Here is a 24,983-nt window from a genome sequence, read left to right as displayed (position 1 = left end):
GAAAAAGATATTGGATTATATTTTAAAATACTTAAATAATTGGACAGAACAGTGATTGTTAAAAATGAAAATCAAACTTGGAATTCTCAAAATAGTAGTTTGTTGAGTTATTTTGTTTTGTCTGATGAAGATTTTGTTTATCCAAAACTTGATTTTTCTACCCCTTTTTTCTTAGATGGAATTACTCTTGTTATATTTAAAGAGGGAGAATGTAGAATAAAAATAAACTTAAAAGAATGGCATATAAAAAAGAATACTTTATTAACAATATTTCCTGGAAGTTTATTAATTCCTATAGAAAAGAGCGATGATCTAAAAATAGAATTTTTATTTTTTTCAATTGACTTTTTTTCGAATTGGGATATTGTTCCTGGGTTAGATATTGAAAGGCTTGAAAATCACCTTATCTTAGAAGAAAAACAAATCAATGATATACTTGAATTTCATTCATTTATTCTAAAAAGATATAAAAACAACATGCAATTACATCGAGACGAGCTTATTAAATCACTATTGAATGGATTTATTATAGAATTGACATCGATTTATCAGCAAAATTTGAATGATAATGTTCCACCCCAAATAAGTAAAAATAGAAAAGCGCTATTATTCAAACATTTTATACAGCTTATAACTAAATACCATACTAAGGAAAGAAGAGTTTCATTTTATGCGAATCAGATGTGCATCACGGATAAACATTTAGGTCAGGTTATTAAAAAAGCAAGTGGTAAATTAGCTTCAGATTGGATTTCTTATATGACAATTTTATCAATTAAGGCATCTTTATGTCATACTCAAAAAACTATCTTGCAGATTTCTGAAGATTATAATTTCCCTAATCCATCTTTTTTTAACCAGTTTTTCAAAAAACACACCGGATTAACACCTAAAAAATACAGAGAGAATCATTAGTGTCTTGTTGGGGTTTCCCGAGATGTGAAGAACTTAGCCGAAAAACTATAGATAATATGGGAAAAACTAAAAGAGATAACTATTTTAGATGTCAATATCAAAAAAAATGAAACGTGTGAATCCGTTGTTGTATCGCATAAAGAACCTATATCAGCTCCCGAAATAATGACTGCATTATGTGAATTGGCTGTCAAAGTAAGGGATAATGTTAGCCCAAGTACAGGAGAAAAAGTTGCATTGGAGATTTTGAGTATCCACGAACACTTCATAAAGGCAATAAAGTACTTAAAAATGGGAACAGGAGCTTCCCAAAGTTATCCCTTAGACAGGAAAGGCAAGAAACGTAATAATAGAACAGAAAGGGTTGATTTAGAGTTTAATGGCGAATATGGTATTGATAATCAGAATCACCCTATGTCAAAGTACATTGAATTATATCGTCAAATGAAAGATTGGAATGATTGACCGCGTTGATGAAGAGCTTAAAGAGCCACAGACATCAAAGCTGCAAACAGTCAAGACAAATATTCCAGCGGCTTAGCCTTCTATTTTTATTATTAAATTATTGAAATGTAGAATTAATTATTGTAATATAAAAATATAGTATTATTTTTGCATTAAATAATCAAGGATATGAGAATTATTGCACATAGGACATTAGTTCTTTTTTATACAAAACACGCAGAGGTAGAAACAGCATTAGAAGAATGGTTTACTAAAGCAGAACAAGCTGATTGGTCTTGTTTCGCTGATATAAAGAAAACTTTTAATAGTGTAGATAGTGTAGGCAATCAACGTTATGTTTTTAATATAAAAGGAAACGACTATAGACTCGTAGTCCTGGTTAATTTTAAAATAAAGATGGTGTATATCCGTTATATCGGCGCACATAAAGATTATGATAAAATAGATTGTTCAAATATTTAAGAATATGGCAAAAATAATGAGTGAAACGGCCTATAAGGCGACAATGGAAAGAATAGAAGAACTTCTTTCCCTTGTAGATGAAGATACTCCAATGAGTGATAAGAATCTCATTGAGTTAGAATTGCTCTCAAATCTTGTAGCAGACTATGATGATGAACATTATCCTATTAAAAGGCCTTCTTTGATGGATGTTATTAAACTCCGTATGTACGAGATGAAAATTAATCAAAACAAGCTATCAGAGATGTTGAATGTTAGTCCATCACGCGTAAGCGATTATCTAACAGGCAGGAGTGAACCTACCCTGAAAATAGCTAGAGATATTAGCAAAAAATTGGATATTGATGCTAATATCGTATTAGGAGTATAAGGAGAATTTTAATAACTTAGATAGGCGTGATTCCGAAAGGTTTCACGCTTTTTTTGTTTACAAACCTCACATTCTACCCGATTTTACAACAATCGCTCCATTGTTGTGGATGGAACCCCTTAAAATTTCCCCACCCAATAACCTCCAACTACTTTTATACAAACGAATTTAATAAATAATTCATATGGTATGAAAGAAAAGATTTTAGCAACATTGAAGACCAAATTTAATGGGATAGATCCTGCCATTCTTGACCGGATAGCCACTAAAAAAGCAGAAGGTCAAACGGACGAAAGCCAAATACCTACCATTGTGGAGGAAGTTAGTTTTCAGGACGTGTTAACAGGTTACGGTGATTTTCGTGCCGGGGATGCTACTCAATCAGCAGTTAGAAACTACGAGAAGAAGCATAACCTTAAAGACGGTATATCTATCGAGAATCCCAATCCGAATTCGAAAACAGACACTCCTCAGGCATCTAAACCGGATGATATGGCCACCATTATCGCTAATGCGGTAAATACAGCAATGAAACCTATGCTTCGATGGTGAGATTGCCTATCTGGGTGACCGTTACCAGATGTCTATTGACCGTCTTTCCGAATTGCAGGATTTGATTGACAAATATAATGCAGCTAAACCTTCCGATTAAAACGCAACTCTTAACGAGATCGTTAGTTTTATCTATGACGATTTCCGCCAGGTATTGTTAGCAGCTCACAAGCGTATGGATTTAGTCGTAGGTTCATTGCTTATTGGATATTCCGATTAAACTAGTCCCTTTGCTTCCATTCAAAGTGACCCCTCTTAAAGGATTTTCTGCGATCAACCTTTTCGGGATAATATTCGTGTGCAAGGGTGTAATGATAGATAAGGTTATGCTCAATCATGAAGCAATCCATACAGCACAAATGAAAGAGTCGCTGTATGTGTTCTTCTATGTACTATATGTCGTTGAGTGGCTTGTGAATCTATTCATGTACGGGAAGAAGGCTTATTCTAATATCTCATTTGAAAGAGAAGCGTATACTTTTCAATACGATCTGAAGTATTTAGGCATTCGAAGAAAATATTACTGGATTAGAAAGATATAAAGAAGGGTATTTTTAAATTCTGTGTCCTTCATATCCATACCAATGTATTATAGACAGCATACCAAAATTTATAATCCTTGATGAAATGACATACTCAAGGACTATTCCATTTATATTTCGAGGGCCAACATCGGTAATTTTATCTTCTTCTTCTTTTACTTCTATTCTCATAGGAATAGGAACGTTTTCACCTTCAAACTCTAAATATACTGTAGATTCATCAATAGCACTGACTTTCAATAATACATCATTATATACATCATTGCCATCACGCATGACTCCTTTATAATTTCCAGACATTATCATGGCAGGAGAATCATCTTTGTTGCAGGATATAATAAGTGATAGTGCAAATAATAGACTAAGTATCTTTTTCATAACTAATTAATTGGGATATACAAATGTAGGGAAATTACTATTACAACGTAATAGTATATATGTATTATAATACGTTTGTGATAAGTAGGGCGGTTTTTGTTCTGTTATTTGTAACATATGTGATGCTTAAAGGTGAACAAATAGAAAACATTAGGGTGATTTTTGCAAGTGAATCCCTGTGTGTCTGAAAATTGGTTTTTTAACAATCTTATACCGGTAGAAATATATATATTTTGTTGCTACTTCCCTTTTCTCTTACTTCAATCTGAAGAAGTCCGGTTTTTTTTATTGTCAGATTCGTTCTTTCGATCAAACACGTATCTAATAATAGCGTTATCCATATTTTCTACCTTGTTTTCTACTTTGTCTTCAAAGGTAGAAAATAATGTCTAAATATATCCAATAATGGGTATGTTTGTCTATCTGGAAAATATACTAAACTGCTTATAAACAAAAAAAGTCCGTGAATAACACGGACTTTCAATGGTTTACTTGGTAGTGGTATCGGGAATCGAACCCGGGTCTCAACCGTGAGAGGGTTGCGTGCTAGGCCACTACACTATACCACCTTCAAACTCATTTCTAATGATGCCACAAAAGTACGGATAATTTTTGATTCCTCCATTCTTACCTGCATAGTTTTTTACAATGTCTATCCCTTTTCTTACCCATTCTTGCTTGGCGTTTGATCATTTTTCACTTTCTATTTGGAGCGGTAATCGTTTTTCTTTTACCTTTGTAAATTGTGTGACCAGATACTATTTTGAAACGATTTATATAGATGAAAGCACAAATCAAGTTTTCTTAATATAACAAATTAATTATGGCAGAATTAAAAGAAAAGCTCTTCTCTGAATTTCCGCCCGTGTCTACCGAAGAGTGGATGGCGAAAATTACGGCCGACCTGAAAGGGGCGCCTTTTGAAAAGAAGCTTGTTTGGAAAACGGGTGAAGGATTCAATGTGAACCCTTTTTATCGTGCAGAGGATATTGAAGGATTGAAGACTCCTGCGTCTCTTCCCGGAGAGTTTCCTTATGTGCGTGGAACTAAAAAGGATAACGATTGGAAAGTTCGCCAGAATCTAAAAGTGGACGATCCCAAGGAGACCAACCGAAGGGCTAAAGAGGCGTTGAACAGGGGAGCTGATTCCCTCGGTTTTTATTTGGAAGGTGAGGCGGTAAGCAGGGAGAGTATCACTCTTTTGCTCGACGGCATTATACCGGAGGCGGTTGAGCTGAACTTTGCAACTTGCGGCGGTGCAGCGGAGAAGCTGATTGGTATTCTTGTCGGTTACCTGAAAGAACATGGGGCTGACCTGAACCAATGTTTTGGTTCGGTGGAGTATGACCCGTTTGAGAAATTGCTCGTTCAAGGAACGGAACAGGAGAATTGGATAGACGAAACAGTCAAAGTTTTGAAAACCGGAAACAGCTTGCCTAATTACAGGACGCTTGTAGTAAATGCTTATTTACTGAGTGACGCGGGAGCTTATATCACCCAGGAATTGGGATATGCTTTGGCGTGGGGAAACGAGCTGCTGTCCAAACTGTCGGATGCTGGCCTGACGGTAAGTGAAATCGCCCGAAAGATCAAATTCAATTTTGGAATCAGTTCCAATTATTTTATGGAAATAGCGAAGTTTCGCACCGCCCGTTGGTTATGGGCCGAAATTGTAGCGGCTTACGAACCGAAGGATAAGGATGAGGCTGGGAAAATGGTGGCTTATGCGCGCACTTCAAACTGGAACCTGACGATTTATGATGCTCAAGTAAATCTGTTGCGTACCCAGACTGAGACGATGTCGGCCGCCCTTGCGGGAGTCGATTCCATTTCAGTGACTCCTTTCGACGCCATTTACAAGGAGCCGGATGATTTCTCCGAGCGTATTGCGCGGAATCAGCAATTATTATTGAAAGAAGAATGTCATTTCGATAAAGTGGTGGATCCTTCCGCCGGTTCTTATTATGTGGAAGTCCTGACCAATTCATTGGCGGATGCCGCCTGGAAGTTGTTCCTCGAAACGGATGAACAAGGCGGTTTTTATGTGGCCATTCATTCCGGAGCGATCCAGAAGGCGGTGAATGCCTCGAACGAGGCGCGGCGCAAAGCGGTAGCAACACGCCGGCTCTCCCTCCTTGGAACCAACCAGTTCCCGAATTTCACAGAGATGGCTGCCGATAAGATTAAACGGACAGAGCAGGAATCAGGTAACGTTCCGGCGTCCGGCATACCGTCGCTCGACTTTTCCAGGGGGGCTTCCGATTTCGAAAAACTTCGCCTGGCTACCGAAAAGAGTGGAAAAACGCCTAAGGTATTTATGCTGACGATCGGGAATCTGGCCATGCGTCTGGCTCGTTCGCAATTCTCATCCAACTTCTTTGCCTGTGCAGGTTACCGGATAATAGATAATCTGGGCTTTGAAACGGTTGAAGCGGGAGTGAAGGCGGCGCGCGAGAAAAAGGCCGATGTGATTGTGCTTTGCTCCAGTGATGACGAATATGCAGTCTTTGCACCCGAAGCCTATGAATTGGTAAAAGGTAAGGAATTATTTGTCGTTGCGGGAGCTCCTGCCTGTTCGGAGGAGTTGAAAACGCAGGGTATCGAATATTTTATCAATGTGAAAAGTAATGTGCTGGAAACATTGAAGACATTTAACGCCCTGTTAGGCATAGAATAAAGGAGGAAGCAGTATGAAACCAGATTTTAAAAAGATAGATATAAATGCCGGCTTCGCATCGGTCGATGGGGCGGAGTGGGCAAAGGCAAACGGCATCAAAGCCGATTGGAAAACGCCTGAACACATCGAGGTTAAATCGGTCTATACCAAGGAAGATTTGGAGAGTATGGAGCATCTTCATTATGCCTCCGGAATTCCTCCTTTCCTTAGGGGACCATACAGCGGAATGTATGCGATGCGCCCGTGGACCATTCGCCAATATGCGGGCTTCTCTACAGCCGAAGAATCCAATGCGTTTTACCGCCGGAACCTGGCCGCCGGGCAGAAAGGACTTTCGGTCGCTTTCGACCTTCCGACTCACCGCGGGTACAATGCGGATAACGAGCGGGTGGTGGGCGACGTCGGCAAAGCCGGGGTATCGATTTGTTCTGTGGAAGATATGAAAGTGCTGTTCGACGGCATTCCGTTGAACAAGATGTCCGTATCCATGACGATGAACGGCGCCGTATTGCCGATTCTCGCCTTTTATATCAATGCCGGTTTGGAGCAGGGAGCCCATCTCGAGGAAATGGCCGGAACGATTCAGAATGATATTCTGAAAGAGTTTATGGTGCGTAATACCTATATCTACCCACCTGAATTTTCCATGCGGATCATTGCCGATATTTTTGAATATACATCGCAGAAAATGCCGAAGTTCAACTCCATCTCCATTTCCGGTTATCACATGCAGGAGGCCGGGGCAACGGCGGATATCGAGATGGCCTATACCTTGGCGGATGGAATGGAATACCTTCGCGCCGGAATCAACTCCGGAATCGATGTGGATGCTTTTGCTCCCCGCCTTTCCTTTTTCTGGGCGATCGGGGTCAATCATTTCATGGAAATAGCGAAGATGCGCGCCGCCCGCATGTTGTGGGCGAAGATTGTCAAGAGTTTTGGAGCGAAGAATCCGAAATCGTTGGCGTTACGTACACATAGCCAGACTTCCGGTTGGTCGCTGACCGAACAGGATCCATTCAATAATGTAGGACGTACTTGCATCGAAGCGATGGCTGCTGCATTGGGACATACGCAATCGTTGCACACCAATGCGTTGGACGAAGCGATCGCCTTGCCGACGGATTTCTCCGCGCGTATCGCCCGGAATACGCAGATTTATATCCAGGAGGAAACGCAAATATGCAAGGAGATCGATCCCTGGGCAGGTTCCTATTATGTGGAGAGTTTGACAAACGAACTGGTACACAAAGGCTGGGAACTGATCCAGGAAGTAGAGAGTGTAGGAGGAATGGCAAAAGCAATCGAGACCGGCTTGCCGAAGATGCGCATTGAAGAGGCCGCCGCCCGTACTCAGGCGCGGATCGACTCCGGCGTGCAAACGATTGTCGGAGTCAATAAATACCGTCTGGAAAAAGAAGATCCGATCGACATCCTCGAAATTGATAATACGGCAGTGCGTAACCAGCAGGTCGAGCGGTTGAAACAACTTCGTGCCAACCGGGACGAGGCAGCTGTCCGGAAAGCATTGGCCGATCTGACCGAATGTGTCCGGACGAAGAAAGGCAATTTGCTGGATTTGGCCATAAAGGCAGCCGGACTGCGTGCTTCCTTAGGTGAAATTTCGGATGCTTGCGAAGAAGTGGTAGGTAGATATAAAGCAATTGTTAGAACCATATCAGGCGTGTATTCATCAGAGACAAAACAGGATCATGATTTTCAGCATGCTTGCGAGCTGGCTGAAAAGTTTGCGAAAAAAGAAGGGAGGCAACCGCGTATTATGATTGCCAAGATGGGACAGGATGGACACGATCGCGGTGCGAAAGTCGTTGCGACCGGCTATGCGGATTGTGGATTCGACGTCGACATGGGTCCTTTGTTCCAGACTCCGGCCGAAGCGGCACGCCAAGCCGTTGAGAATGACGTGCATGTGTTGGGCGTTTCTTCTCTTGCAGCCGGTCATAAAACGTTGGTTCCGCAAGTAATAGAGGAGCTGAAAGCCTTAGGGCGCCCGGATATTATCGTCATCGCCGGAGGAGTTATTCCCGTACAGGACTATGATTTCTTGTATAAGGCCGGTGTAGCCGCCATCTTCGGGCCTGGCACATCTGTCACCAAGGCGGCTTGCCAGATCTTGGAGATACTGTTGGACGAATAAATAGGGAAGCTTATATAAGGAAAGAGAGGGAGCATTCTAATATGCCCCCTCTCTTTTTGTTTGCCATATATACTTTATGATGGGTATTCCGGATTTTCAGCCGATTTCCAAAGCACCAATCAACTCCTGTACCGACTTAAATCCTTTTCGGTCAAGATATTCGTTAATACCGGTTATGACTTTAGCAGAAATAGTCGGATCAATAAAGTTATAGGTTCCGATTTGGATGGCTGTAGAACCTGCCAGGATGAATTCAACAGCATCTTTCCAGTTGGAAATGCCTCCCATCCCGATAATTGGAATTTTAACGGCCTGATAGACTTGCCAAACCATGCGCAAGGCGATCGGTTTCACACAAGGTCCGGAGAGTCCCCCGGTTACGGTCGACAGAATCGGTCTCCGCTTTTCCGCATCAATTGCCATTCCTAAAACGGTATTGATCAAAGAAATAGAGTCGGCTCCTTCCGCTTCGACTGCCTGGGCAATTTCGGCAATGTCCGTTACATTTGGAGACAGTTTGACGATCAGTGTTTTTGGGTAAACTTTGCGAACTTCACGGACAACTTCTGCGGCTCCCGCACAGCTTACGCCGAATGCCATGCCCCCTTCCTTTACGTTCGGACAGGAAATATTCAACTCAATGCCCGGGATATTATCCAGCGAAGCAATAATTTCGGCGCATTTTACATAACTTTCTACGGAAGACCCGCTCACGTTGACAATCATAGGGGTTCGGATATCCTTTATTTTCGGATAGATCGTTTTGGCAAAATAGTCGGCACCTTTATTTTGCAAACCAACGGCGTTCAGCATTCCGGCCGGAGTTTCCGCCATGCGAGGGTAGGGATTTCCTTCACGATGCTCCAGCGTGGTTCCCTTGACAACAATTCCCCCGAGACTCGAAATATCCAGAAAGTCTGCATATTCAATGCCATATCCAAAGGTGCCCGATGCCGTCATGACAGGGTTCTTTAGTCGCAGTTCCCCTATATTTACACTTAATTCAGCCATTTCAATTTTTCTGTATTAAATATCGGTCCTTCCGTACATACACACAAATTCCCGTCCTGCGTATCTTCCACACAGCACAAGCAGGCGCCGAAGCCGCACGCCATCGTATTTTCGAGCGAAGCCTCGCAAGGGATTGTGTTTTCCGCCGCATATTTCGCTACGGCTACCATCATCGGTTTGGGGCCGCAGGTATAAATCCGATTGTACTCTGCATTCCGTAAGATCGAATGATTGGTTACATATCCCTTTTCACCCAGGGAACCGTCCTCGGTCGTTATATGTACGGGACCGATTTTGTTAAAATCTTCCAGTTGAAGTACATCACCCTGTGAACGGGCTCCGAGGAGGAATTCCGGTTGATAGCCGGATTTTTTCAATACTTCACCCAAATACAGGAGAGGAGCTGTGCCGACTCCGCCGCCTATCAGTAAAAGTCTTTGTCCTTTCCCTCCGGGGATGTCAGTGGTAAAGCTATTACCCAAGGGAAGCAGGAGGTTGATAAAGTCTCCGGTCTGATATTCGGCCATTCGCCGGGTTCCGTCACCGATCAACTGAATCAGCAACCACAGTTCATTCTTTTCTCTATCAATATAATTAATCGAGATGGGGCGGCGAAGAAAAGTCGTTGAAGAATGTTCGACCTTCACTTCCACAAATTGTCCCGGAAGCATATCCGGCAGTGGTTCGGCGGCTGTTAATATCAGCAGACAATAATTGGGATGAAGGCGTAGATTCCCGGTGACCTCCAAGTCTAACATATATTTTTTCATACGGGTATAGAATCTCACACTATTATTTATGCAAAGATAGTGGAAATATACCGGATAGACAGAACCTTTAGGTTTACTCTTTTTTGTTTTTCTCGGGGGTAAAAGTCTCGTACGTGTTATCTGAGTAGAAAATCATTATTTTACTGATATTCTTAGATGGTCTTTCTTTGTATGCAACTTGTTCTATTACAGCTTGCTTCGGTGCTATTTCGATGCGCTGAACCCCCAAATCCTTGCGATATTCAGTATCTGTCCTTCCCTCGGGGCGATTTAGGGGCGTATTTGAGAATAAATCGGGCGTTCCGCGGCGGGCATCCGATTTCATCATTTCTCCTCTGCCGAAAAGAAGCCAGTCGGTATTGATATAATTGAAACATTCCAGTATTTTCATAAGGACATCGAGACTTGCATTATTTCTACCGGAAAGAATATGCGATACGGCAGACCGCTGAATACCGATAAGCTCTGCGAACTTTGAGGAAGTCAGCCCTTCATGCTCCATAATACGAATAATGCGCTCTTTCATCATCTTTTTTCCTTATGAATTTGTGAAAAATAAGCCAAAATGTCCGTTCACATAATTATGTGTTATATATGTAAACAGGATACAAAGATAACAAATAATTTAAGAAATGCAACTTGCGTTTACTAAAATGAACAAGTGACAAAAGTAAACAAAGACTTGTTCCCCTCCTGTTTACGGTTGGATTCACTGTAAATAGGAAGCTTATACTATTGAAGTTTTACTTTATATATTAATATTAATTATATGATATACAATTAATAAATCTATATATAATCCTTTCTATTTTTCTCTTGTATACGCTTGTGTTTAATTCTGTAGCCCATATTGAAAGTATTGCTTTAGTTTTATTATTTATATATCTGAATATTAATGAGTATATAGATATTTATCAAACTAATGTAAACTACCGTATTCTTTTTTGTATACGTTACATTTATATCTCTATCCAATGTTATTATTTATAAATTATACTCGTTTTTACGGTTACTTTTGTCTACTTGCTGTTATTTATTTGTACTTTTTACTTTTGTGAACAGAAGAATATTTATACATATTTGTTTCTTTTGAAATTAAAAGACCAATGATACTGCCAAAATGACAAAGTAAACCATCTTCTTAAAAGACCCTTGTGTTTACAAATGTTTTTTACCGTATTATTGAAAAAATGTATCTTCGCAATGAATTAATAAAATAGAACGCATGGATATACAAGAAGAAAAAACGGAGCTAAACGCACATAATAAAAAGGAATACCCTCCTATGCATACGGCTGAACATATTCTAAACCAGACAATGGTTCGTTTATTTGGCTGTCCCCGCTCAAAAAATGCACATATCGAACGGAAGAAGTCTAAATGCGATTATGAATTGGCGGAAGATCCGGGCGCGGAGAAATTAGACGAAGTAGAACGTATTATCAATGAAGTGATCGACCGTCATTTACCCGTAAGTTATGAGTATGTAAGTTGGGAGAAAGCCGGGAAATTGGTAGATCTAAGCAAACTGCCCGATGATGCCTCGGAAACCTTACGCATTGTCAGGATCGGTGATTATGACGTCTGTGCATGCATAGGCGATCACGTACAAAATACGTCGGAAATCGGGCATTTCAAGTTTCTTTCCCACGACTTTACCGATGGACGCTTGCGCGTTCGGTTTAAACTGACAGAATAATGGCTTATATATTTCAGCATCCTGTTTTTTTGTGTAAATTTGCGATGCTTGAGACAACATAGTAATCTATTTAAATAATAATGTTATGCAAACGATTGACAAGTTCAATTTTGCCGGTAAAAAGGCTTTTGTTAGGGTTGACTTTAATGTTCCTTTAGATGAGAATTTTAATATTACGGATGATACCCGGATCCGGGCTGCCCTTCCGACATTGAAGAAAATACTCAATGATGGAGGAAGTGTTATTATAGGCTCTCATTTGGGACGTCCGAAAGGGCCTTCCGATACGTTTTCATTGAAACATATTCTGCCTCATGTCTCTGAATTATTGGGTGTAGACGTTCAGTTTGCCAATGATTGCATCGGAGAAGAGGCCAAAGTGAAAGCTTCCGCTTTGCAGCCGGGTGAAGTATTATTGTTGGAGAACCTTCGTTTCTATGCTGAAGAAGAAGGGAAACCGAGAGGATTAGCGGAAGATGCCTCCGACGAGGAGAAGAAAGCTGCTAAAAAAGCAGTAAAAGAAAGCCAGAAGAAGTTTACCGAAACCTTGGCTTCGTATGCAGACTGCTATGTGAATGACGCATTTGGAACAGCCCACCGTGCGCATGCTTCCACCGCATTGATTGCAGCTTATTTTGATACCGACCATAAGATGTTCGGCTACCTGATGGAAAAAGAGGTGAAAGCGGTAGAAAAAATACTTAATGATATTGTCCGTCCGTTTACGGCCATCATGGGAGGTTCGAAAGTTTCTTCTAAAATAGAAATTATTGAAAATCTGTTGAATAAGGTGGATAACCTGATCATTACCGGCGGTATGACCTATACCTTTACCAAAGCGTTGGGCGGTTCGATCGGCCAATCTATCTGTGAAGATGATAAGCTCGATTTGGCCTTGGATCTTCTGAAGAAAGCCAAGGAAAAAGGAGTGAATTTGGTTTTGGCTGTGGATACAAAGATTGCCGACAGTTTCAGCAACGACGCTAAAACAGCCTTTGTCGACGTCGATAAGATTCCCGATGGATGGGAAGGCCTTGATATCGGTCCTAAGACAGAAGCCATCTATGCCGACATAATCAAAAAATCGAAAACCATTTTGTGGAATGGCCCGACGGGAGTTTTTGAATTCGACAACTTCACCCATGGCTCCAGAAGCGTTGGAGAAGCCATCGTTGAAGCTACTAAGAACGGTGCGTTCTCTCTCGTAGGAGGAGGTGATTCCGTCGCTTGCGTAAATAAATTCGGCTTGGCGGACGGTGTTTCCTACGTATCGACCGGTGGTGGAGCGTTGCTCGAAGCGATCGAAGGAAAAGTGCTTCCGGGTATCGAAGCTATCAGAGGTTATTGATAGAAAAATACTATATCTTAAAGAGTTTGTGCCAAAAGAAAATCCTGCAAAAACTCATAACTATGAATGCGTTCGTTCATAGTTATGACTGAATTAGTTCATAGTTATGACTAAGTTCATTCATAGCTATCCATTTTTCAGTTGATAGGCGATGACTTTTGGCACATTTTCTTTTTTTGACTCGTTTTGGAATAAATAAGGGGCAATCATCTGACCGTTTCGATGGGAGGCTGTACTTTGCCGTAAAGGTCGAAAGCTTCCGCTTCTTGGATGGAAACGGGGTAGAAATACCCTATCTTGAGAGGCTTCTCCTTGGAAACCAGTATCTCCGGATCGACTTCTGGGGAGTCGAACTCGGTACGGCCGATATAGAAATCTTCTTCTTCACGGTCGATGATGGTTTTAAACGTATGCCCTACCTTTTTTTCGTTTAGCTCGCCGGAAATGTTTTCCTGGATTTGCATCAGGTAGTCCAGGCGTTCCTGCTTGACTTCCATTGGGATTGTGTCTTCATAATGACGGAATGAATAGGTATCGGCCTCGTGGCTATAGGCAAAGGCACCCATGCGTTCGAAACGCATTTCTTTAACAAACTGCACGAGCTCGTCGAAGTCCTGGTCCGTTTCTCCGGGATGGCCGACCATGAGGGTCGTCCGGAGATGGATGCCCGGAACCTCCCGGCGTATCCGTTTTATTAATTCATACGTTTCCGACTTGGTAATATTCCTTCTCATGCGTTTCAACATCGGATCGCTGATGTGTTGCAAGGCAATATCCAGATAGCTACAGATATTGGCGTGTTCACGCATGACGTGCAGCAGATCGTAGGGAAAATGGGCGGGATAGGCGTAGTGCAAGCGCAACCATTCCACTCCCGGAATGGCAGATAAACGTTCCATCAGTTCAGGAAGGGCAAGCCTTTTATATATATCCAGGCCATAATAGGTGAGATCTTGAGCAATCATCTGGAACTCTTTTACCCCTTTGATGGCCAGCAGGCGGACTTCTTGCTCGATCTCTTCTATCGGTTTGGACTGGTATTGCCCGGTGATAAGCGGGATAGAGCAGTAGGAGCAGGTGCGGTTGCAACCCTCGGCGATCTTGACGTATGCATAGTGGCGGGGCGTGGAAAGCAGTCGGTCGAAGCTCAGATCGCTGTAATAGGACTTCCCGAGATCCTTCATCAGTTCTTTCCAGTTGAATTTCCCATAAAAGCGGTCCACACCAGTCAGTTCCTTTTTCAAATCCTTTAGGAACCGTTCCGACAGACAACCCATGACAATGAGCTGTCCGATGCGGCCTTTCTTCTTTGCTTCCTCCAATTCGAGAATCATATTGATGGACTCTTCCTGCGCATCCCCGATGAATCCGCAGGTATTGACTACGACGATTTCGCCGTTTACTTTTTCCGGGTCATGTTTGACCGTATAGCCGTTAGCTTGGAATTGACGCATGAGTTGCTCGGAATCGACCAGATTTTTGGAGCAGCCCAAGGTAATGATGTCTACTTTATTTTTTCTCATTCACCGAATAATGAATCTACGAACTCTTTTTTGCGGAAGACCTGCAAATCTTCGATGCCTTCTCCCAATCCGATATACTTGACCGGTATGCGGAAATGGTCGGAGATGCCGATTACCACCCCGCCCTTCGCGGTACCGTCCAGTTTGGTGATTGCCAGGGACGTCACTTCGGTCGCCGCGGTAAATTGCTTGGCTTGTTCGAATGCATTCTGACCGGTGGAACCATCGAGTACGAGCAATACTTCGTGGGGAGCATCGGGAACCACCTTCTTCATCACATTCTTGATCTTCGTCAGTTCGTTCATCAAATTTACTTTATTATGTAAACGGCCGGCGGTATCGATAATCACCACATCGGCGTCGTTGGCTTTAGCCGAACTCAGCGTGTCGAAAGCGACCGAAGCCGGATCGGAACCCATCCGTTGCTTGATGACGGGGACGCCGACGCGCTCACCCCAGATGACCAATTGCTCTACGGCCGCCGCACGGAAGGTATCGGCTGCTCCCAGATAAACTTTCTTCCCGTTTTTCTTGAATTGGTAGGCCAGTTTGCCGATCGTCGTCGTTTTGCCTACGCCGTTGACGCCTACCACCATAATGACGTATGGTTTCCTATCGGGAAACTCGAACTGGTCGCCGTCGACCGTATTGTTTTCAGTCAGGAGTGCGGCGATTTCTTCCCGTAATATCTTCGTGAGATCTTCTGTTGTTACGTATTTATCGTTCGCCGCTCTTTTTTCGATGCGTGAGATGATTTTCAGCGTCGTGTCTACTCCGACGTCCGAGCTGATCAGTACCTCTTCGAGATTATCCAGCACGTCGTCATCTACCTTGCTTCTGCCTGCAATCGCCTTGGTAATCTTGGAGAAAACGCTGTCTTTGGTCTTCGATAACCCCTTATCTAAGCTCTCTTTTTTATCCTTGTTGAAAAAACTAAATATACCCATATTCTATGCTGTTATAATCAAATTCTTACGCCACCGCTAAGATACGGAAAAATAAGCAACTGCAAAGCTTTAACTCATTCGTCCTTTGTAATCTTCGTAGCCGAACCGACGGTAAACGACCAATCGGTCGTCGGTCGTCCATAAAGCGATGGCCGGATGGGGAATGCCATTAAACATCGTTGTCTTAACGATGGTGTAGTGGATCATATCCTCGAAAATCAGTTTGTCGCCCACCTTCAGCTCCTTATCGAACGACCAGTCGCCCATATAATCACCACTCAGGCAACTATTTCCCCCGATCCGGTAAGTGGGTCTGCCGGCTATTTTCCCGATAACGGCATTCCGAATGGCCGGCTGGTAAGGCATCTCCAGGCAGTCGGGCATGTGACAGGTAAACGAGGCATCCATCAGGGCAGTCCGGATGCCATGATTCTCTACAATATCCACCACCGTCGCCAATAAGAATCCGGTTTGCCAGGCGAAAGCGCTGCCGGGCTCCAAAATGATTTCCAGATTGGGATATTTCGCACGGAAAGACTTTAGCAAAGACACTAAATGGTCTGTATCGTATCCTTTCCGGGTCATCAGGTGTCCGCCTCCCATATTGAGCCATTTGGCCTGGCGGAGAAGCGGGTCGAATCGTCTTTCCACCTCTTTTAGAGTCTTTTCCAGGTCGTAAGAGGAGGATTCGCACAACGTATGGAAATGGAGGCCTTCAATCCCTTCAGGCAGCGTATCGCCCAATAAATCCCGGACGATACCCATCCGGGAGCCGGGAGCACAGGGATTGTACAGTTCCGTTTCCACTTCCGAATATTCCGGGTTGATCCGCAGTCCGCAGGAAATATGCTTTCCGCCGGCCGGAACCATCGGATAAAAGCGTTCGTATTGCGACAGCGAATTGAAGGTAATATGGCTGCTGTATTTCAATATCTCAGGAAAATCGGCCTCGGTATAGGCCGGGGAATAGGTATGCGCCGGATTCCCCATCTCCTCATAAGCTAACCGGGCTTCGAACGGCGAGCTGGCAGTGGAGCAGGGAATGTATTCCCGGACAATCGGGAACGCTTTCCATAGGGCGAAAGCCTTGAATGCAAGAATGATATTCGCACCGGAGCGTTCTTTTACGTTCTTAATAAGCGATAAATTATTACGCAATAATTTCTCTTCCAGAACATAGCAAGGAGAAGGAATCGATTGGATATCTATCATGTCTCTTTTATAATCTTTAGTTTTGCGTACTTCAAAAGTAAGTTTTTTTCTCCGAAACTGTCAAAAACCACAGTCGCCTTTTCGTTACCCTCCACTTCGGTTACTTTCCCGACACCGAAGCGGTCGTGCCGTACCTGCATCCCTGCTTTTAATCTGGGAACATTCGTCGCCGGGGCGGCCGCCGGAGAATCGTTGTCTTTCTCCACCCGGCTTAGCCGGCGCGTCGGGATTGTTGTTGCCCGCGGTTGGGATGTAACCCCTGTACGCAGCTCGGGTTTAGGCTGTTGGAGAGGTGAAGCGAAAGCCGGGCGCGATTGAAAGGGTCCCGGTTCCTTATCCAACCGGTCTTCGGCCGGGAATGCATCTTCCGGCAGTTCCAGGTAAACCGGGTCGATATCTGCAATGAAACGGCTGGGGGAACTGAAGTTGGTCTGCCCGTTACGGAAACGGCTTTTGGCGTAGGTCAGGATACAATTTTCGCGGGCGCGGGTGATTGCCACATAGAACAGCCGCCGCTCTTCCTCCACACCCCGCGGATTATCCAGCACCATTTGTGAAGGAAACAGGTTTTCCTCTAAGCCGACGACGAATACATTACTGAATTCAAGTCCCTTGGCGGCATGAACCGTCATGAGGGTAATCTTGTCCGCCTGTTCTTCCTTATCGGTATCCTGGTCGGTCGCAAGTGCTACTTCCGAAAGAAAATCCGTAAGGGAAACTTGTTCCATGCCTTCTTCCCGTCTGATTTCGCAGAATTCGGCGATTCCTTTCAGCAGCTCTTCCATATTTTCCTGGCGGCTGATTCCTTCGACCGAGCGATCCTGATAGAGCAGGCTGGCTATACCGCTCCGTTGGACGACTTCGCGGGCAATCTCTTCGGCGGAAAATTGTTCGTTTTCTCCGATCAAGTTGTCGATCAGCTGGCGGAAATCCGCCAGTTTCCGGGCGGTCCCCCCGTTAATGGAAATGCCGTAGGTTATCGGCTCCTGCAGGACGGTCCACAAACTCAGGTTCTGTTCGCGGGCGGCGGTGACCAACTTCTGAACCGTCGTCTCGCCGATGCCCCGGGCGGGATAATTGATAACGCGCTTAAAAGCTTCCTCGTCATTGGGATTGATGATCAGTCGGAAATAGGAGATGATGTCTTTGATTTCCTTTCGTTGGTAGAAGGATAAGCCCCCGTAAATCCGATAGGGAATATTTTGCTTGCGCAAAGCCTCTTCCAGTATACGAGATTGGGCGTTGGTACGGTAGAGGATGGCAAAGTCGGCATACCCGTACTGGCGGTTGCTTCTCTTCAGGTTATTGATCTGGGAAGCGACGATATACCCTTCCTCATAGTCGGAATAGGTGCCGCATACCTTCACTTTCGTCCCCTTGTCGTTTTCGGAATAGACGCTCTTGTAGATCTGAGCCTTGTTCTTAAGGATAAGGCTGTTGGCCGCATTAACTATGTTTTGCGTCGAACGGTAGTTGCGTTCCAGTTTGAAGATCCTGCATCCGGGGTAATTCTCCTGAAACTGCAGCATATTGTCAATATTTGCTCCCCGGAAAGAATAGATGCTCTGTGCATCGTCGCCCACCACGCAAATCCGATGGTGCAGTGCGCTCAGTTTCTGTATGATCAGATGCTGGGCAAAGTTGGTATCCTGGTACTCGTCGACGAGTATATAACGGAACAGGCGTCCGTATTTGTCTAATACTTCCGGGAAATCCCGGAACAGGATATTGGTTTGCATCAGCAAGTCGTCGAAATCCATGGCCCCGGCCTGAAAACTTCGGTTCTGGTATTGTTTGTATATTTCGCGCAGATAGGGGACCTTCGATTTGATATCGTTTTCCATCAATTCCTTGTTCTGCCCGTAAGCATTCCAGGTAATCAGCGAATTTTTGGCGTTGGAAATCCTGTTTTGAATCATTCCCGGACGATAGACTTTATCATCCAGTTTCATCTCCTTGATGATGGCCTTGATTAGATTCTTTGAATCTGTTGAGTCGTAGATCGTAAAATGGGAGGGATAACCCAATAGAGTCGCTTCGCTTCGCAGTATACGGGAGAAAATCGAATGGAAAGTCCCCATCCAGAGGCGGCGTGCCGTCTCTTCTCCCGTAATAGCGGCAATCCGTTCCTTCATTTCGCGCGCGGCCTTGTTTGTGAATGTCAGCGCCAGAATGCTATAAGGGGGAAGCCCCTGTGATAGCAAATAAGCAATCTTATAAGTCAATACCCTTGTTTTGCCGGAACCGGCGCCGGCCACGACTAAAGAAGGGCCGCTGCAATATTCCACTGCCTCCCTCTGACTTTTATTTAATTGGTTCAAATATGTTTCCACCCAGAATTGATCTATCAGGACAAGTCGATATAAACGTGGAAAGAGCAGGCAAGCCCGCCTTTCCACGTAATTTTTTACAAAGGTAGAAAAGATTTGGATATTATGGAAGGATGTCTACATCTTCAGCAGTTTGTCAAACCGCCGGATTAAGTCGTGGAGATCTTCAGGCGTTTTGGAACTGCCTTGTTCAGTGGTGAGCCAGTCGCTTGCATAAGATTTACGCGCTTCTTCCAACACTCTTTTCCAATTGACATCGCCTTCGGTCAGCTTGGCGTTGAACCCGGCCCAACGTCCTTTTTCATCCGCTGTTTTTTTGCTGAATTCCTTAATATGAATCCGTCCGATACGGTTTCCCAGTATCCGGATCCATTGTTCGGGCCAACCGTATACGAGGATGTTTCCACAATCGAAATAGAAACGTACGTAGGGACTATTGAACTGGTCTATATACTTACATGCTTCGATCGGACTTAATAGAAAATTATTCCATACGTTCTCGATGCAAATTCTCACCCCGAGCCTTTCGGCAACGGGAATCAGTTTCTTTATTTCTTCAGTGGAACGATCCCAACATTCGTCGTAAGTGATGAATTCATTCACTATACCGGGGACAAGCAGGACGGCGTCCGTACCATAGGCTTTCGCATCTTCCAAAGCGATGATTGCCCCGTTCACTCCTTCCTGCCGGGTAGCGGCATCGGGAGAAGAAAGCGGTTTGTCCCAATGCGTAGAGCAGCAAACGCCGGAAGCGACCAGCCCGGTTTCCTTCAGGGCGTCGATTACTTCTTGGCGGTTCATGTGGCTGCTCGGCTCGATTCCATCGTATCCAACCGCCCGGATGATCTTGCATTTATTCAATACGGTGCCTTCCATACTGACGGTTCCCCACATGATTGATTTGCGGAAAGCATCTGCCGTGCCGTTCGCGATAACCGGATTGCTCAATGCCGCCTTACTCTCCGAAGCTTTTCCATGCAACGAAGGCAGGGAAAGCGCTCCGGCGGTCAGGAGGGTGTTTTTTATAAAGTTACGTCGTTTCATCTGATTATATTTTAGGTAACTGGGGAGCTTCGCCCGCGACCGGTATCTCTTCCTTGATTCCCGGAACAGGCCCGAAGGCGTAGGTCTCCGGCCCAAGTTTCATTGTGGAAGCCATGATCTGGTCCCAGGTGACGAATTTACCGGTATAAGCTGATTCGCGCCCCATGATGGCCATCAGGGTGGATTGCACGTGTTGCTCGACGTCATTGATCGGCTTGTTAGTGCGGATCGCGGTCACCAAGCGGATCAGCTCCTGTACGTACGGATCCGGCACCGCCATCGACTGGTCTGCATCTTCCGGTTTTGGATATGGATACTTCCACGCCACGCTGCCGTCAAGATTGAAAATCGTATCGAAACAGTTGGTATATCCCTTTGTCCCATATATCATTACATTATGTGTATAATCGCAGCCGCCGATCTGGCGGGAAGTACAATGGGCGCGATGTCCGTTTTCATAGACATATTCAATGCTGAAGAAATCGTACATGTCGCCTGTAACCCGACGTTGGCGTCCTCCCGTCGCTTCTGCACGAACGGGATGTTTGTCTCCCATGAACCAGGTCATCATATCGATCTCATGGATGAATTGCTCGACTACCAAGTCGCCGGAAGTCCAGCAGAAATTCACCCAGTCGCGCAGCATATATTCCATATCGTTCCATTCCGGACGGCGTTGCACGAACCACAAAGCGCCTCCCAGGCGGGTAACGTGTGCCGAAACGATTTCGCCGATGGCTCCTCCAGCTACGCGCCTGAAAGTTTCTATACAATCCTTTTGCGAACGCCGGATGGTACCGCTGATAACCGACAGCCCGAGTTGGGCGGCTCGTTTCCCCAACATCAGCATCTGCCTGGCTCCCACCGGATCCACGGCGCAGGGCTTCTCTATAAAACAATGTTTATTCTTTCCTATGGCGTATTCGAAATGGGAGGGACGGAAGACGGGAGGCGTACAGAGAAGCACCACGTCTACTCCGGAATCGACAACTTTCTTGTAAGCGTCGAAGCCGATGAAGCAGTTTTCGTCCGCGACCTTTTGTCCTTTTTCTTCCAGCGTTTTCCGGCAAGCATCCAGTTTATCCTGGAATACATCGCCAAGCGCTGTTACCTGCAGGCCGCTGCCCGCATCCAGAAAATTACAGGCCGCACCGGTTCCCCGGCCGCCGCATCCGACTAATCCTGCTTTTAATGGTTTTCCTTCCGGTGCGGTTTTCAGAATTTCAGGGACAGATACGTCCTTTGATTTTGTTTCTTTAGAAGAGTTCGTACATCCGGTCAGAAAGGAGGGAACGGACAAGGTTCCGATTGCTCCCAGCGCCGAATTCTTAAAAAAATTACGTCTGGTTAATTTAAGACTTTCTTTCATGCTTGTGTATATTATAATAATAGGATTAAAATCAGAATTTTGCAATAGTACAAATTTAAAGCTTTTAATTTATGTCTCAATGAAATAATTCCGAAATCTCGATAAAAATCCGAGAGATATCCGGCAACTGATTTCTTTTATTCAATTAACCGGATTTTACCGGTGAAATTTAAATAAAGGATTCATTGCATTATTTTTTTTCGACTATTAAAAAAGAATAACTACCTTTGCAGCAAATATAACAAAAGAAGTTCCTTCAAACAATGATCAATCGAATTTTAATCCGTATTAAGGTTTTGCAGATTTTATTCGCGTACTATCAAAACGGAAGCAGAGATTTGCAAGCGGCAGAAAAGGAATTGCAGCTTAGCCTACGCAAGTCTTATGATTTGTACTACTATTTTCTTCTCTTGATTACTGATATAACTTATTTACAAGAACTTATTGTCGATAATCGGCGTAATAAATACATTCCGAAAGAATCGGAACTGAATCCGAACATACGTCTGATCGAGAATCGTTTTGCAAAACAGTTGAAAGAAAACAAGACGTTGAAAACGTATCTTCTGAACGAAAACATCTCATGGAATGGCGAAGATGATTTTCTTAGATCGATATTGGAACTTATCATAAAGTCCGATATTTACGATGAATATATCAAAAATCCGGATGATTCTTATGAAACCGACCGGGAGTTCTGGCGTTTGGTCTTCAAACGGTTGATTTGTGGAAATGAAAATATTGAAGAATATTTGGAAGATAGATGTATCTATTGGAACGACGATATCGAAATCATCGAAACATTCGTCATTAAAACGATCAAGAAGTTCGATGAATCGAAGGGAGCCGCCCAATCTCTTTTGCCGATGTTTAAGGATCGTGAAGACGAAGAATTCGCCATTGCTCTTTTCCGCCAATCCGTATTGAATGAAGCGAATTACCGGGATTTGATAGAGAAACATATGAAAAACTGGGAGACGGAACGTATCGCCAATATGGATTTGATTATCATGCAGGTGGCTTTGGCGGAATTACTTAATTTCCCCTCGATCCCGACAAACGTCACATTGAACGAATATATCGACGCAGCGAAGTTTTACAGTACGCCTAAAAGCGGAACATTTATAAACGGAATTTTGGATTCGGTGGTAAAGGATCTAAAAAAAGAAAAGATTCTATTGAAGGATTAAGAATAATCCTTATTTTTGTAAGTGACTGTTAGATATTTACAATACAAACTAATTATAAATAAAAGAGTATGATGCTATTAAATGTTTTGCTCCAAGCTGCCGGCGGACAATCGCAATGGTCCGGAATTTTCATGATGGTTGTTATCATCGCGATTTTCTATTTTTTTATGATCCGTCCCCAACAAAAAAAACAAAAGGAAATACAAAAAGCGCGTGAAGCATTGAAAGTAGGAGATGCCGTAATTACTTCCGGTGGTATCTACGGGAAAATCAAAGAAGTGGGTGATACTTTTATGATACTTGAAATAGCCGACGGCGTTAAGATTCGCATCGATAAAACTTCCGTATTTGCAACAGGCCAAGGCCCTCAGCAAAAATAAGAAAACCAAATGCCACGGCTTGAACATAAAAACATGCCTTTCAAGTCTGTAATGAAAAAGGTAAAGGCTTCTTTCCGAGAATTTCATTGGAGGGAAGCTTTTACCTTTTGTGCGTTTGTCCTTTTAGCCTCCGGCTTCTGGCTAATGCAGAGCTTGAAGCAGGAATATGAAATCGAATTGTCGGTTCCGATCCGTTACCGGAATATTCCGCCCAGTATCCATTTCTCGGAAGACCGGCCGGAAAAGCTAATTATCAAAGTAAAGGATAGAGGGAATGTGCTGCTTAATTACTCCCTGGGACGTACTCTGGCTCCGATAGAGATCAATATGAAGAACCTGCCTTTGGATCAAAAGGAAAAAGTCCTGGTCAGCAAGCAAAATATAGAGGCGGATCTTCTGAAGCAATTGATTTCGACCACATCATTGATCAGTTTTGCACCTCGTGAGATCCGGGTAAGCTACGGAAAGTTAATAAGTAGGGAGGTTCCCGTCGTTTTTGCCGGGAAAGTGCAGCCTGATGCGGGCTTTCAGGTTTCGGACAGCATTCGCATTACACCGGCGACTGTAAAGGTCTATGCCAGCCAGGGGGCTTTCGATTCCATATCAGTCCTTAAAACAGCCTATGCCGAATGGAAGACGAACCAGAGGATCGTGCAAAAGGTAAAGGTCATCGCTCCTAAAGGGGCCAATGTCGAGCCGGCAGAAGTGACGGTTACGATCCCTGTGGAAGAATATACGGAAAAGACACTTTCCATCCCTATTATTTGCCCGGATCTTCCGTCTCAATACACCGTACGGACTTTTCCTTCAAATGTGAATGTGGTTTGCAATATTCCGATGTCCCGTTTCAAATATCTGTCCGATGTAGACTTCGGTGTGAGTATTTCATTTAAAGATCTGAAGGATAATAAGAGCGGGCTTGTCGACCTGACCTTGTTTAAAAAGCCCGACTGGGTGACGGACGTCACGCTTTCTCCGAACCAGATTGAATTTTTACTTGAACAAAAGACCTCTCCCCAACCGGAGAAAGCCGGCGATGAAACAGCTCCCCAGGAATAAGCGAATCGGCATTACCGGAGGTATAGGTAGCGGAAAATCCGTTCTGGCTTCCCTGTTAGAGGTCTATGGAATTCCCGTTTACATTGCGGATGTCGAAAGCAAGCGCCTGACAAACGAATCCCCCATAATCCGTGAGGGGTTGACAGACCTCTTTGGAGAATCCTTATATACGGACGCAGGATTGGATAAAAGAAAACTGGCCTCTTTTATTTTTACACAGCCGGATAACCTTAAGAAGGTGAACGCCATCATACATCCGGTGGTGGGAGATCATTTCCGCCGGTGGGTGGACGGACAGGAAACGCCTTATTGCGCCATGGAATCGGCGATCTTATTCGAATCGGGTTTCGACCGTTGTGTAGATACGACTTTGATGGTATATGCTCCGCTGGAGCTTCGCATTGCACGCGTACAAGAGCGGGACCAGTTTAGCCGGGAAGAGATTTTAAAACGGATCCGGAATCAACTTTCCGACGAAATAAAGAAAGAACGTGCCGATTATGTTATCTACAATGACGGCCATCGGGCTTTGATCCCGCAAGTGGAGGCCTTCCTTGCTACGCTCGGGCTTTGATTTTTTCT

The 24,983-nt window shown here is 44.0% G+C and carries 22 protein-coding genes, 1 tRNA gene and 2 pseudogenes; 14 read left to right on the top strand and 11 right to left on the bottom strand.

Annotation, left to right across the window (positions count from 1 at the left end):
• The first annotated feature begins 39 nt into the window (after positions 1–39).
• The 6 genes and pseudogenes from BQ8014_RS11700 to BQ8014_RS19735 all read left to right on the top strand — a co-directional run.
• Complete coding sequence (locus BQ8014_RS11700; RefSeq protein WP_139785121.1) at positions 40–915, top strand: helix-turn-helix domain-containing protein; 876 nt, start codon at positions 40–42, stop codon at positions 913–915.
• A gap of 165 nt (positions 916–1,080) precedes the next feature.
• Entirely contained in the window at positions 1,081–1,380 is a 300-nt protein-coding gene (locus BQ8014_RS11695; RefSeq protein WP_080904497.1) for a hypothetical protein, read from the top strand.
• A gap of 168 nt (positions 1,381–1,548) precedes the next feature.
• Positions 1,549–1,842 carry a type II toxin-antitoxin system HigB family toxin gene (locus BQ8014_RS11690; RefSeq protein WP_080904496.1) on the top strand — a complete coding sequence of 98 codons (294 nt, stop codon included), beginning with the start codon at positions 1,549–1,551 and terminating at the stop codon, positions 1,840–1,842.
• 4 nt (positions 1,843–1,846) lie between these two features.
• Entirely contained in the window at positions 1,847–2,212 is a 366-nt protein-coding gene (locus BQ8014_RS11685) for a helix-turn-helix domain-containing protein (RefSeq protein WP_080904495.1), read from the top strand.
• Positions 2,213–2,401: 189 nt separating this feature from the next.
• Positions 2,402–2,707, top strand: a pseudogene (locus BQ8014_RS11680) (hypothetical protein); the annotation flags it as partial.
• A gap of 52 nt (positions 2,708–2,759) precedes the next feature.
• Positions 2,760–2,969 (top strand): annotated as a pseudogene (locus BQ8014_RS19735) (hypothetical protein); the annotation flags it as partial.
• Positions 2,970–3,318: 349 nt separating this feature from the next.
• On the opposite strand, the gene BQ8014_RS11665 reads toward BQ8014_RS19735, so the two are convergent.
• Positions 3,319–3,684 (bottom strand): hypothetical protein, encoded by a 366-nt coding sequence (locus tag BQ8014_RS11665; protein WP_080904493.1) that lies wholly within the window; start codon positions 3,682–3,684, stop codon positions 3,319–3,321.
• 493 nt (positions 3,685–4,177) lie between these two features.
• A tRNA-Glu gene (locus tag BQ8014_RS11660) sits at positions 4,178–4,253 on the bottom strand.
• 254 nt (positions 4,254–4,507) lie between these two features.
• On the opposite strand from BQ8014_RS11660, the gene mutA reads away from it, so the two are divergent.
• Together mutA and scpA are read left to right on the top strand one after the other, a co-directional pair.
• The gene (mutA, locus tag BQ8014_RS11655) at positions 4,508–6,361 is read left to right on the top strand and encodes a methylmalonyl-CoA mutase small subunit (RefSeq protein WP_080904492.1); all 1,854 of its coding nucleotides are present in this window, start codon (positions 4,508–4,510) and stop codon (positions 6,359–6,361) included.
• Positions 6,362–6,374: 13 nt separating this feature from the next.
• A complete protein-coding gene (gene scpA / locus BQ8014_RS11650; protein WP_080904491.1) occupies positions 6,375–8,519 on the top strand; it encodes a methylmalonyl-CoA mutase in 2,145 nt (714 codons plus the stop codon).
• 96 nt (positions 8,520–8,615) lie between these two features.
• On the opposite strand, the gene BQ8014_RS11645 is transcribed toward scpA, so the two are convergent.
• The 3 genes from BQ8014_RS11645 to BQ8014_RS11635 all read right to left on the bottom strand — a co-directional run bounded on the left by BQ8014_RS11645 (position 8,616) and on the right by BQ8014_RS11635 (position 10,826).
• The gene (locus BQ8014_RS11645) at positions 8,616–9,530 is read right to left on the bottom strand and encodes a dihydroorotate dehydrogenase (protein ID WP_080904490.1); all 915 of its coding nucleotides are present in this window, start codon (positions 9,528–9,530) and stop codon (positions 8,616–8,618) included.
• Complete coding sequence (locus BQ8014_RS11640) at positions 9,518–10,300, bottom strand: dihydroorotate dehydrogenase electron transfer subunit (RefSeq protein WP_080904489.1); 783 nt, start codon at positions 10,298–10,300, stop codon at positions 9,518–9,520. Before BQ8014_RS11640 ends, BQ8014_RS11645 begins: the two co-directional genes overlap by 13 nt.
• Before the next feature lie 73 nt (positions 10,301–10,373).
• On the bottom strand, positions 10,374–10,826 hold the full coding sequence (locus BQ8014_RS11635; protein WP_080905940.1) for a helix-turn-helix domain-containing protein: 453 nt from the start codon (positions 10,824–10,826) through the stop codon (positions 10,374–10,376).
• 699 nt (positions 10,827–11,525) lie between these two features.
• Here BQ8014_RS11635 and BQ8014_RS11630 point away from each other — a divergent pair.
• Together BQ8014_RS11630 and pgk are read left to right on the top strand one after the other, a co-directional pair.
• A complete protein-coding gene (locus tag BQ8014_RS11630; protein ID WP_080904488.1) occupies positions 11,526–11,999 on the top strand; it encodes an alanyl-tRNA editing protein in 474 nt (157 codons plus the stop codon).
• Between the two features lie 85 nt (positions 12,000–12,084).
• A complete protein-coding gene (gene pgk, locus BQ8014_RS11625) occupies positions 12,085–13,347 on the top strand; it encodes a phosphoglycerate kinase (protein WP_080904487.1) in 1,263 nt (420 codons plus the stop codon).
• A 206-nt stretch (positions 13,348–13,553) separates the two neighbouring features.
• Here pgk and rimO read toward each other — a convergent pair whose 3' ends face one another.
• From rimO to BQ8014_RS11595, 6 genes are all read right to left on the bottom strand, one after another.
• Entirely contained in the window at positions 13,554–14,870 is a 1,317-nt protein-coding gene (rimO, locus tag BQ8014_RS11620) for a 30S ribosomal protein S12 methylthiotransferase RimO (protein ID WP_080904486.1), read from the bottom strand.
• A complete protein-coding gene (gene ftsY / locus BQ8014_RS11615) occupies positions 14,867–15,817 on the bottom strand; it encodes a signal recognition particle-docking protein FtsY (protein WP_080904485.1) in 951 nt (316 codons plus the stop codon). The genes rimO and ftsY overlap by 4 nt, the downstream gene beginning before the upstream one ends.
• A 69-nt stretch (positions 15,818–15,886) precedes the next feature.
• Positions 15,887–17,029, bottom strand: a complete 1,143-nt coding sequence (gene nspC, locus BQ8014_RS11610) for a carboxynorspermidine decarboxylase (RefSeq protein ID WP_080904484.1) — start codon at positions 17,027–17,029, stop codon at positions 15,887–15,889.
• The gene (locus tag BQ8014_RS11605; RefSeq protein WP_080905939.1) at positions 17,026–19,362 is read right to left on the bottom strand and encodes an ATP-dependent helicase; all 2,337 of its coding nucleotides are present in this window, start codon (positions 19,360–19,362) and stop codon (positions 17,026–17,028) included. The genes nspC and BQ8014_RS11605 overlap by 4 nt, the downstream gene beginning before the upstream one ends.
• A gap of 114 nt (positions 19,363–19,476) precedes the next feature.
• On the bottom strand, positions 19,477–20,403 hold the full coding sequence (locus BQ8014_RS11600; RefSeq protein ID WP_080904483.1) for a sugar phosphate isomerase/epimerase family protein: 927 nt from the start codon (positions 20,401–20,403) through the stop codon (positions 19,477–19,479).
• A 4-nt stretch (positions 20,404–20,407) separates the two neighbouring features.
• Positions 20,408–21,772 (bottom strand): Gfo/Idh/MocA family protein, encoded by a 1,365-nt coding sequence (locus BQ8014_RS11595; RefSeq protein ID WP_080904482.1) that lies wholly within the window; start codon positions 21,770–21,772, stop codon positions 20,408–20,410.
• Positions 21,773–22,035: 263 nt separating this feature from the next.
• Here BQ8014_RS11595 and nusB point away from each other — a divergent pair, with 263 nt between their 5' ends.
• The 4 genes from nusB (at position 22,036) to coaE (ending at position 24,975) form a co-directional block, all read left to right on the top strand.
• Positions 22,036–22,962 carry a transcription antitermination factor NusB gene (gene nusB / locus BQ8014_RS11590; protein WP_080904481.1) on the top strand — a complete coding sequence of 309 codons (927 nt, stop codon included), beginning with the start codon at positions 22,036–22,038 and terminating at the stop codon, positions 22,960–22,962.
• Positions 22,963–23,030: 68 nt separating this feature from the next.
• Positions 23,031–23,342, top strand: coding sequence for a preprotein translocase subunit YajC (gene yajC / locus BQ8014_RS11585; RefSeq protein WP_080904480.1), 312 nt, complete (start codon positions 23,031–23,033; stop codon positions 23,340–23,342).
• Positions 23,343–23,393: 51 nt separating this feature from the next.
• Entirely contained in the window at positions 23,394–24,401 is a 1,008-nt protein-coding gene (locus BQ8014_RS11580; RefSeq protein ID WP_234998034.1) for a CdaR family protein, read from the top strand.
• The gene (gene coaE / locus BQ8014_RS11575; RefSeq protein ID WP_080904478.1) at positions 24,379–24,975 is read left to right on the top strand and encodes a dephospho-CoA kinase; all 597 of its coding nucleotides are present in this window, start codon (positions 24,379–24,381) and stop codon (positions 24,973–24,975) included. The genes BQ8014_RS11580 and coaE overlap by 23 nt, the downstream gene beginning before the upstream one ends.
• Positions 24,976–24,983 lie beyond the last annotated feature (8 nt).

The sequence above is a fragment of the Parabacteroides sp. Marseille-P3160 genome (genome assembly GCF_900162725.1).
GTDB lineage: Bacteria > Bacteroidota > Bacteroidia > Bacteroidales > Tannerellaceae > Marseille-P3160.
The sequence above is the reverse complement of the archived record's forward strand: the minus strand, read 5'-3'. Positions and strand labels throughout refer to the sequence as shown.

Excerpts from the sequence above, each read along its gene's own strand:
- BQ8014_RS11695 (WP_080904497.1), top strand. The coding sequence starts at position 1,081 with ATGACTGCATTATGTGAATTGGCTGTCAAAGTAAGGGATAATGTTAGC.
- BQ8014_RS11690 (WP_080904496.1), top strand. The coding sequence starts at position 1,549 with ATGAGAATTATTGCACATAGGACATTAGTTCTTTTTTATACAAAACAC.
- BQ8014_RS11685 (WP_080904495.1), top strand. The coding sequence starts at position 1,847 with ATGGCAAAAATAATGAGTGAAACGGCCTATAAGGCGACAATGGAAAGA.
- BQ8014_RS11665 (WP_080904493.1), bottom strand. The coding sequence starts at position 3,684 with ATGAAAAAGATACTTAGTCTATTATTTGCACTATCACTTATTATATCC.
- mutA (WP_080904492.1), top strand. The coding sequence starts at position 4,508 with ATGGCAGAATTAAAAGAAAAGCTCTTCTCTGAATTTCCGCCCGTGTCT.
- scpA (WP_080904491.1), top strand. The coding sequence starts at position 6,375 with ATGAAACCAGATTTTAAAAAGATAGATATAAATGCCGGCTTCGCATCG.
- BQ8014_RS11645 (WP_080904490.1), bottom strand. The coding sequence starts at position 9,530 with ATGGCTGAATTAAGTGTAAATATAGGGGAACTGCGACTAAAGAACCCT.
- BQ8014_RS11640 (WP_080904489.1), bottom strand. The coding sequence starts at position 10,300 with ATGAAAAAATATATGTTAGACTTGGAGGTCACCGGGAATCTACGCCTT.
- BQ8014_RS11635 (WP_080905940.1), bottom strand. The coding sequence starts at position 10,826 with ATGAAAGAGCGCATTATTCGTATTATGGAGCATGAAGGGCTGACTTCC.
- BQ8014_RS11630 (WP_080904488.1), top strand. The coding sequence starts at position 11,526 with ATGGATATACAAGAAGAAAAAACGGAGCTAAACGCACATAATAAAAAG.
- pgk (WP_080904487.1), top strand. The coding sequence starts at position 12,085 with ATGCAAACGATTGACAAGTTCAATTTTGCCGGTAAAAAGGCTTTTGTT.
- rimO (WP_080904486.1), bottom strand. The coding sequence starts at position 14,870 with ATGAGAAAAAATAAAGTAGACATCATTACCTTGGGCTGCTCCAAAAAT.
- ftsY (WP_080904485.1), bottom strand. The coding sequence starts at position 15,817 with ATGGGTATATTTAGTTTTTTCAACAAGGATAAAAAAGAGAGCTTAGAT.
- nspC (WP_080904484.1), bottom strand. The coding sequence starts at position 17,029 with ATGATAGATATCCAATCGATTCCTTCTCCTTGCTATGTTCTGGAAGAG.
- BQ8014_RS11600 (WP_080904483.1), bottom strand. The coding sequence starts at position 20,403 with ATGAAACGACGTAACTTTATAAAAAACACCCTCCTGACCGCCGGAGCG.
- BQ8014_RS11595 (WP_080904482.1), bottom strand. The coding sequence starts at position 21,772 with ATGAAAGAAAGTCTTAAATTAACCAGACGTAATTTTTTTAAGAATTCG.
- nusB (WP_080904481.1), top strand. The coding sequence starts at position 22,036 with ATGATCAATCGAATTTTAATCCGTATTAAGGTTTTGCAGATTTTATTC.
- yajC (WP_080904480.1), top strand. The coding sequence starts at position 23,031 with ATGATGCTATTAAATGTTTTGCTCCAAGCTGCCGGCGGACAATCGCAA.
- BQ8014_RS11580 (WP_234998034.1), top strand. The coding sequence starts at position 23,394 with ATGAAAAAGGTAAAGGCTTCTTTCCGAGAATTTCATTGGAGGGAAGCT.
- coaE (WP_080904478.1), top strand. The coding sequence starts at position 24,379 with ATGAAACAGCTCCCCAGGAATAAGCGAATCGGCATTACCGGAGGTATA.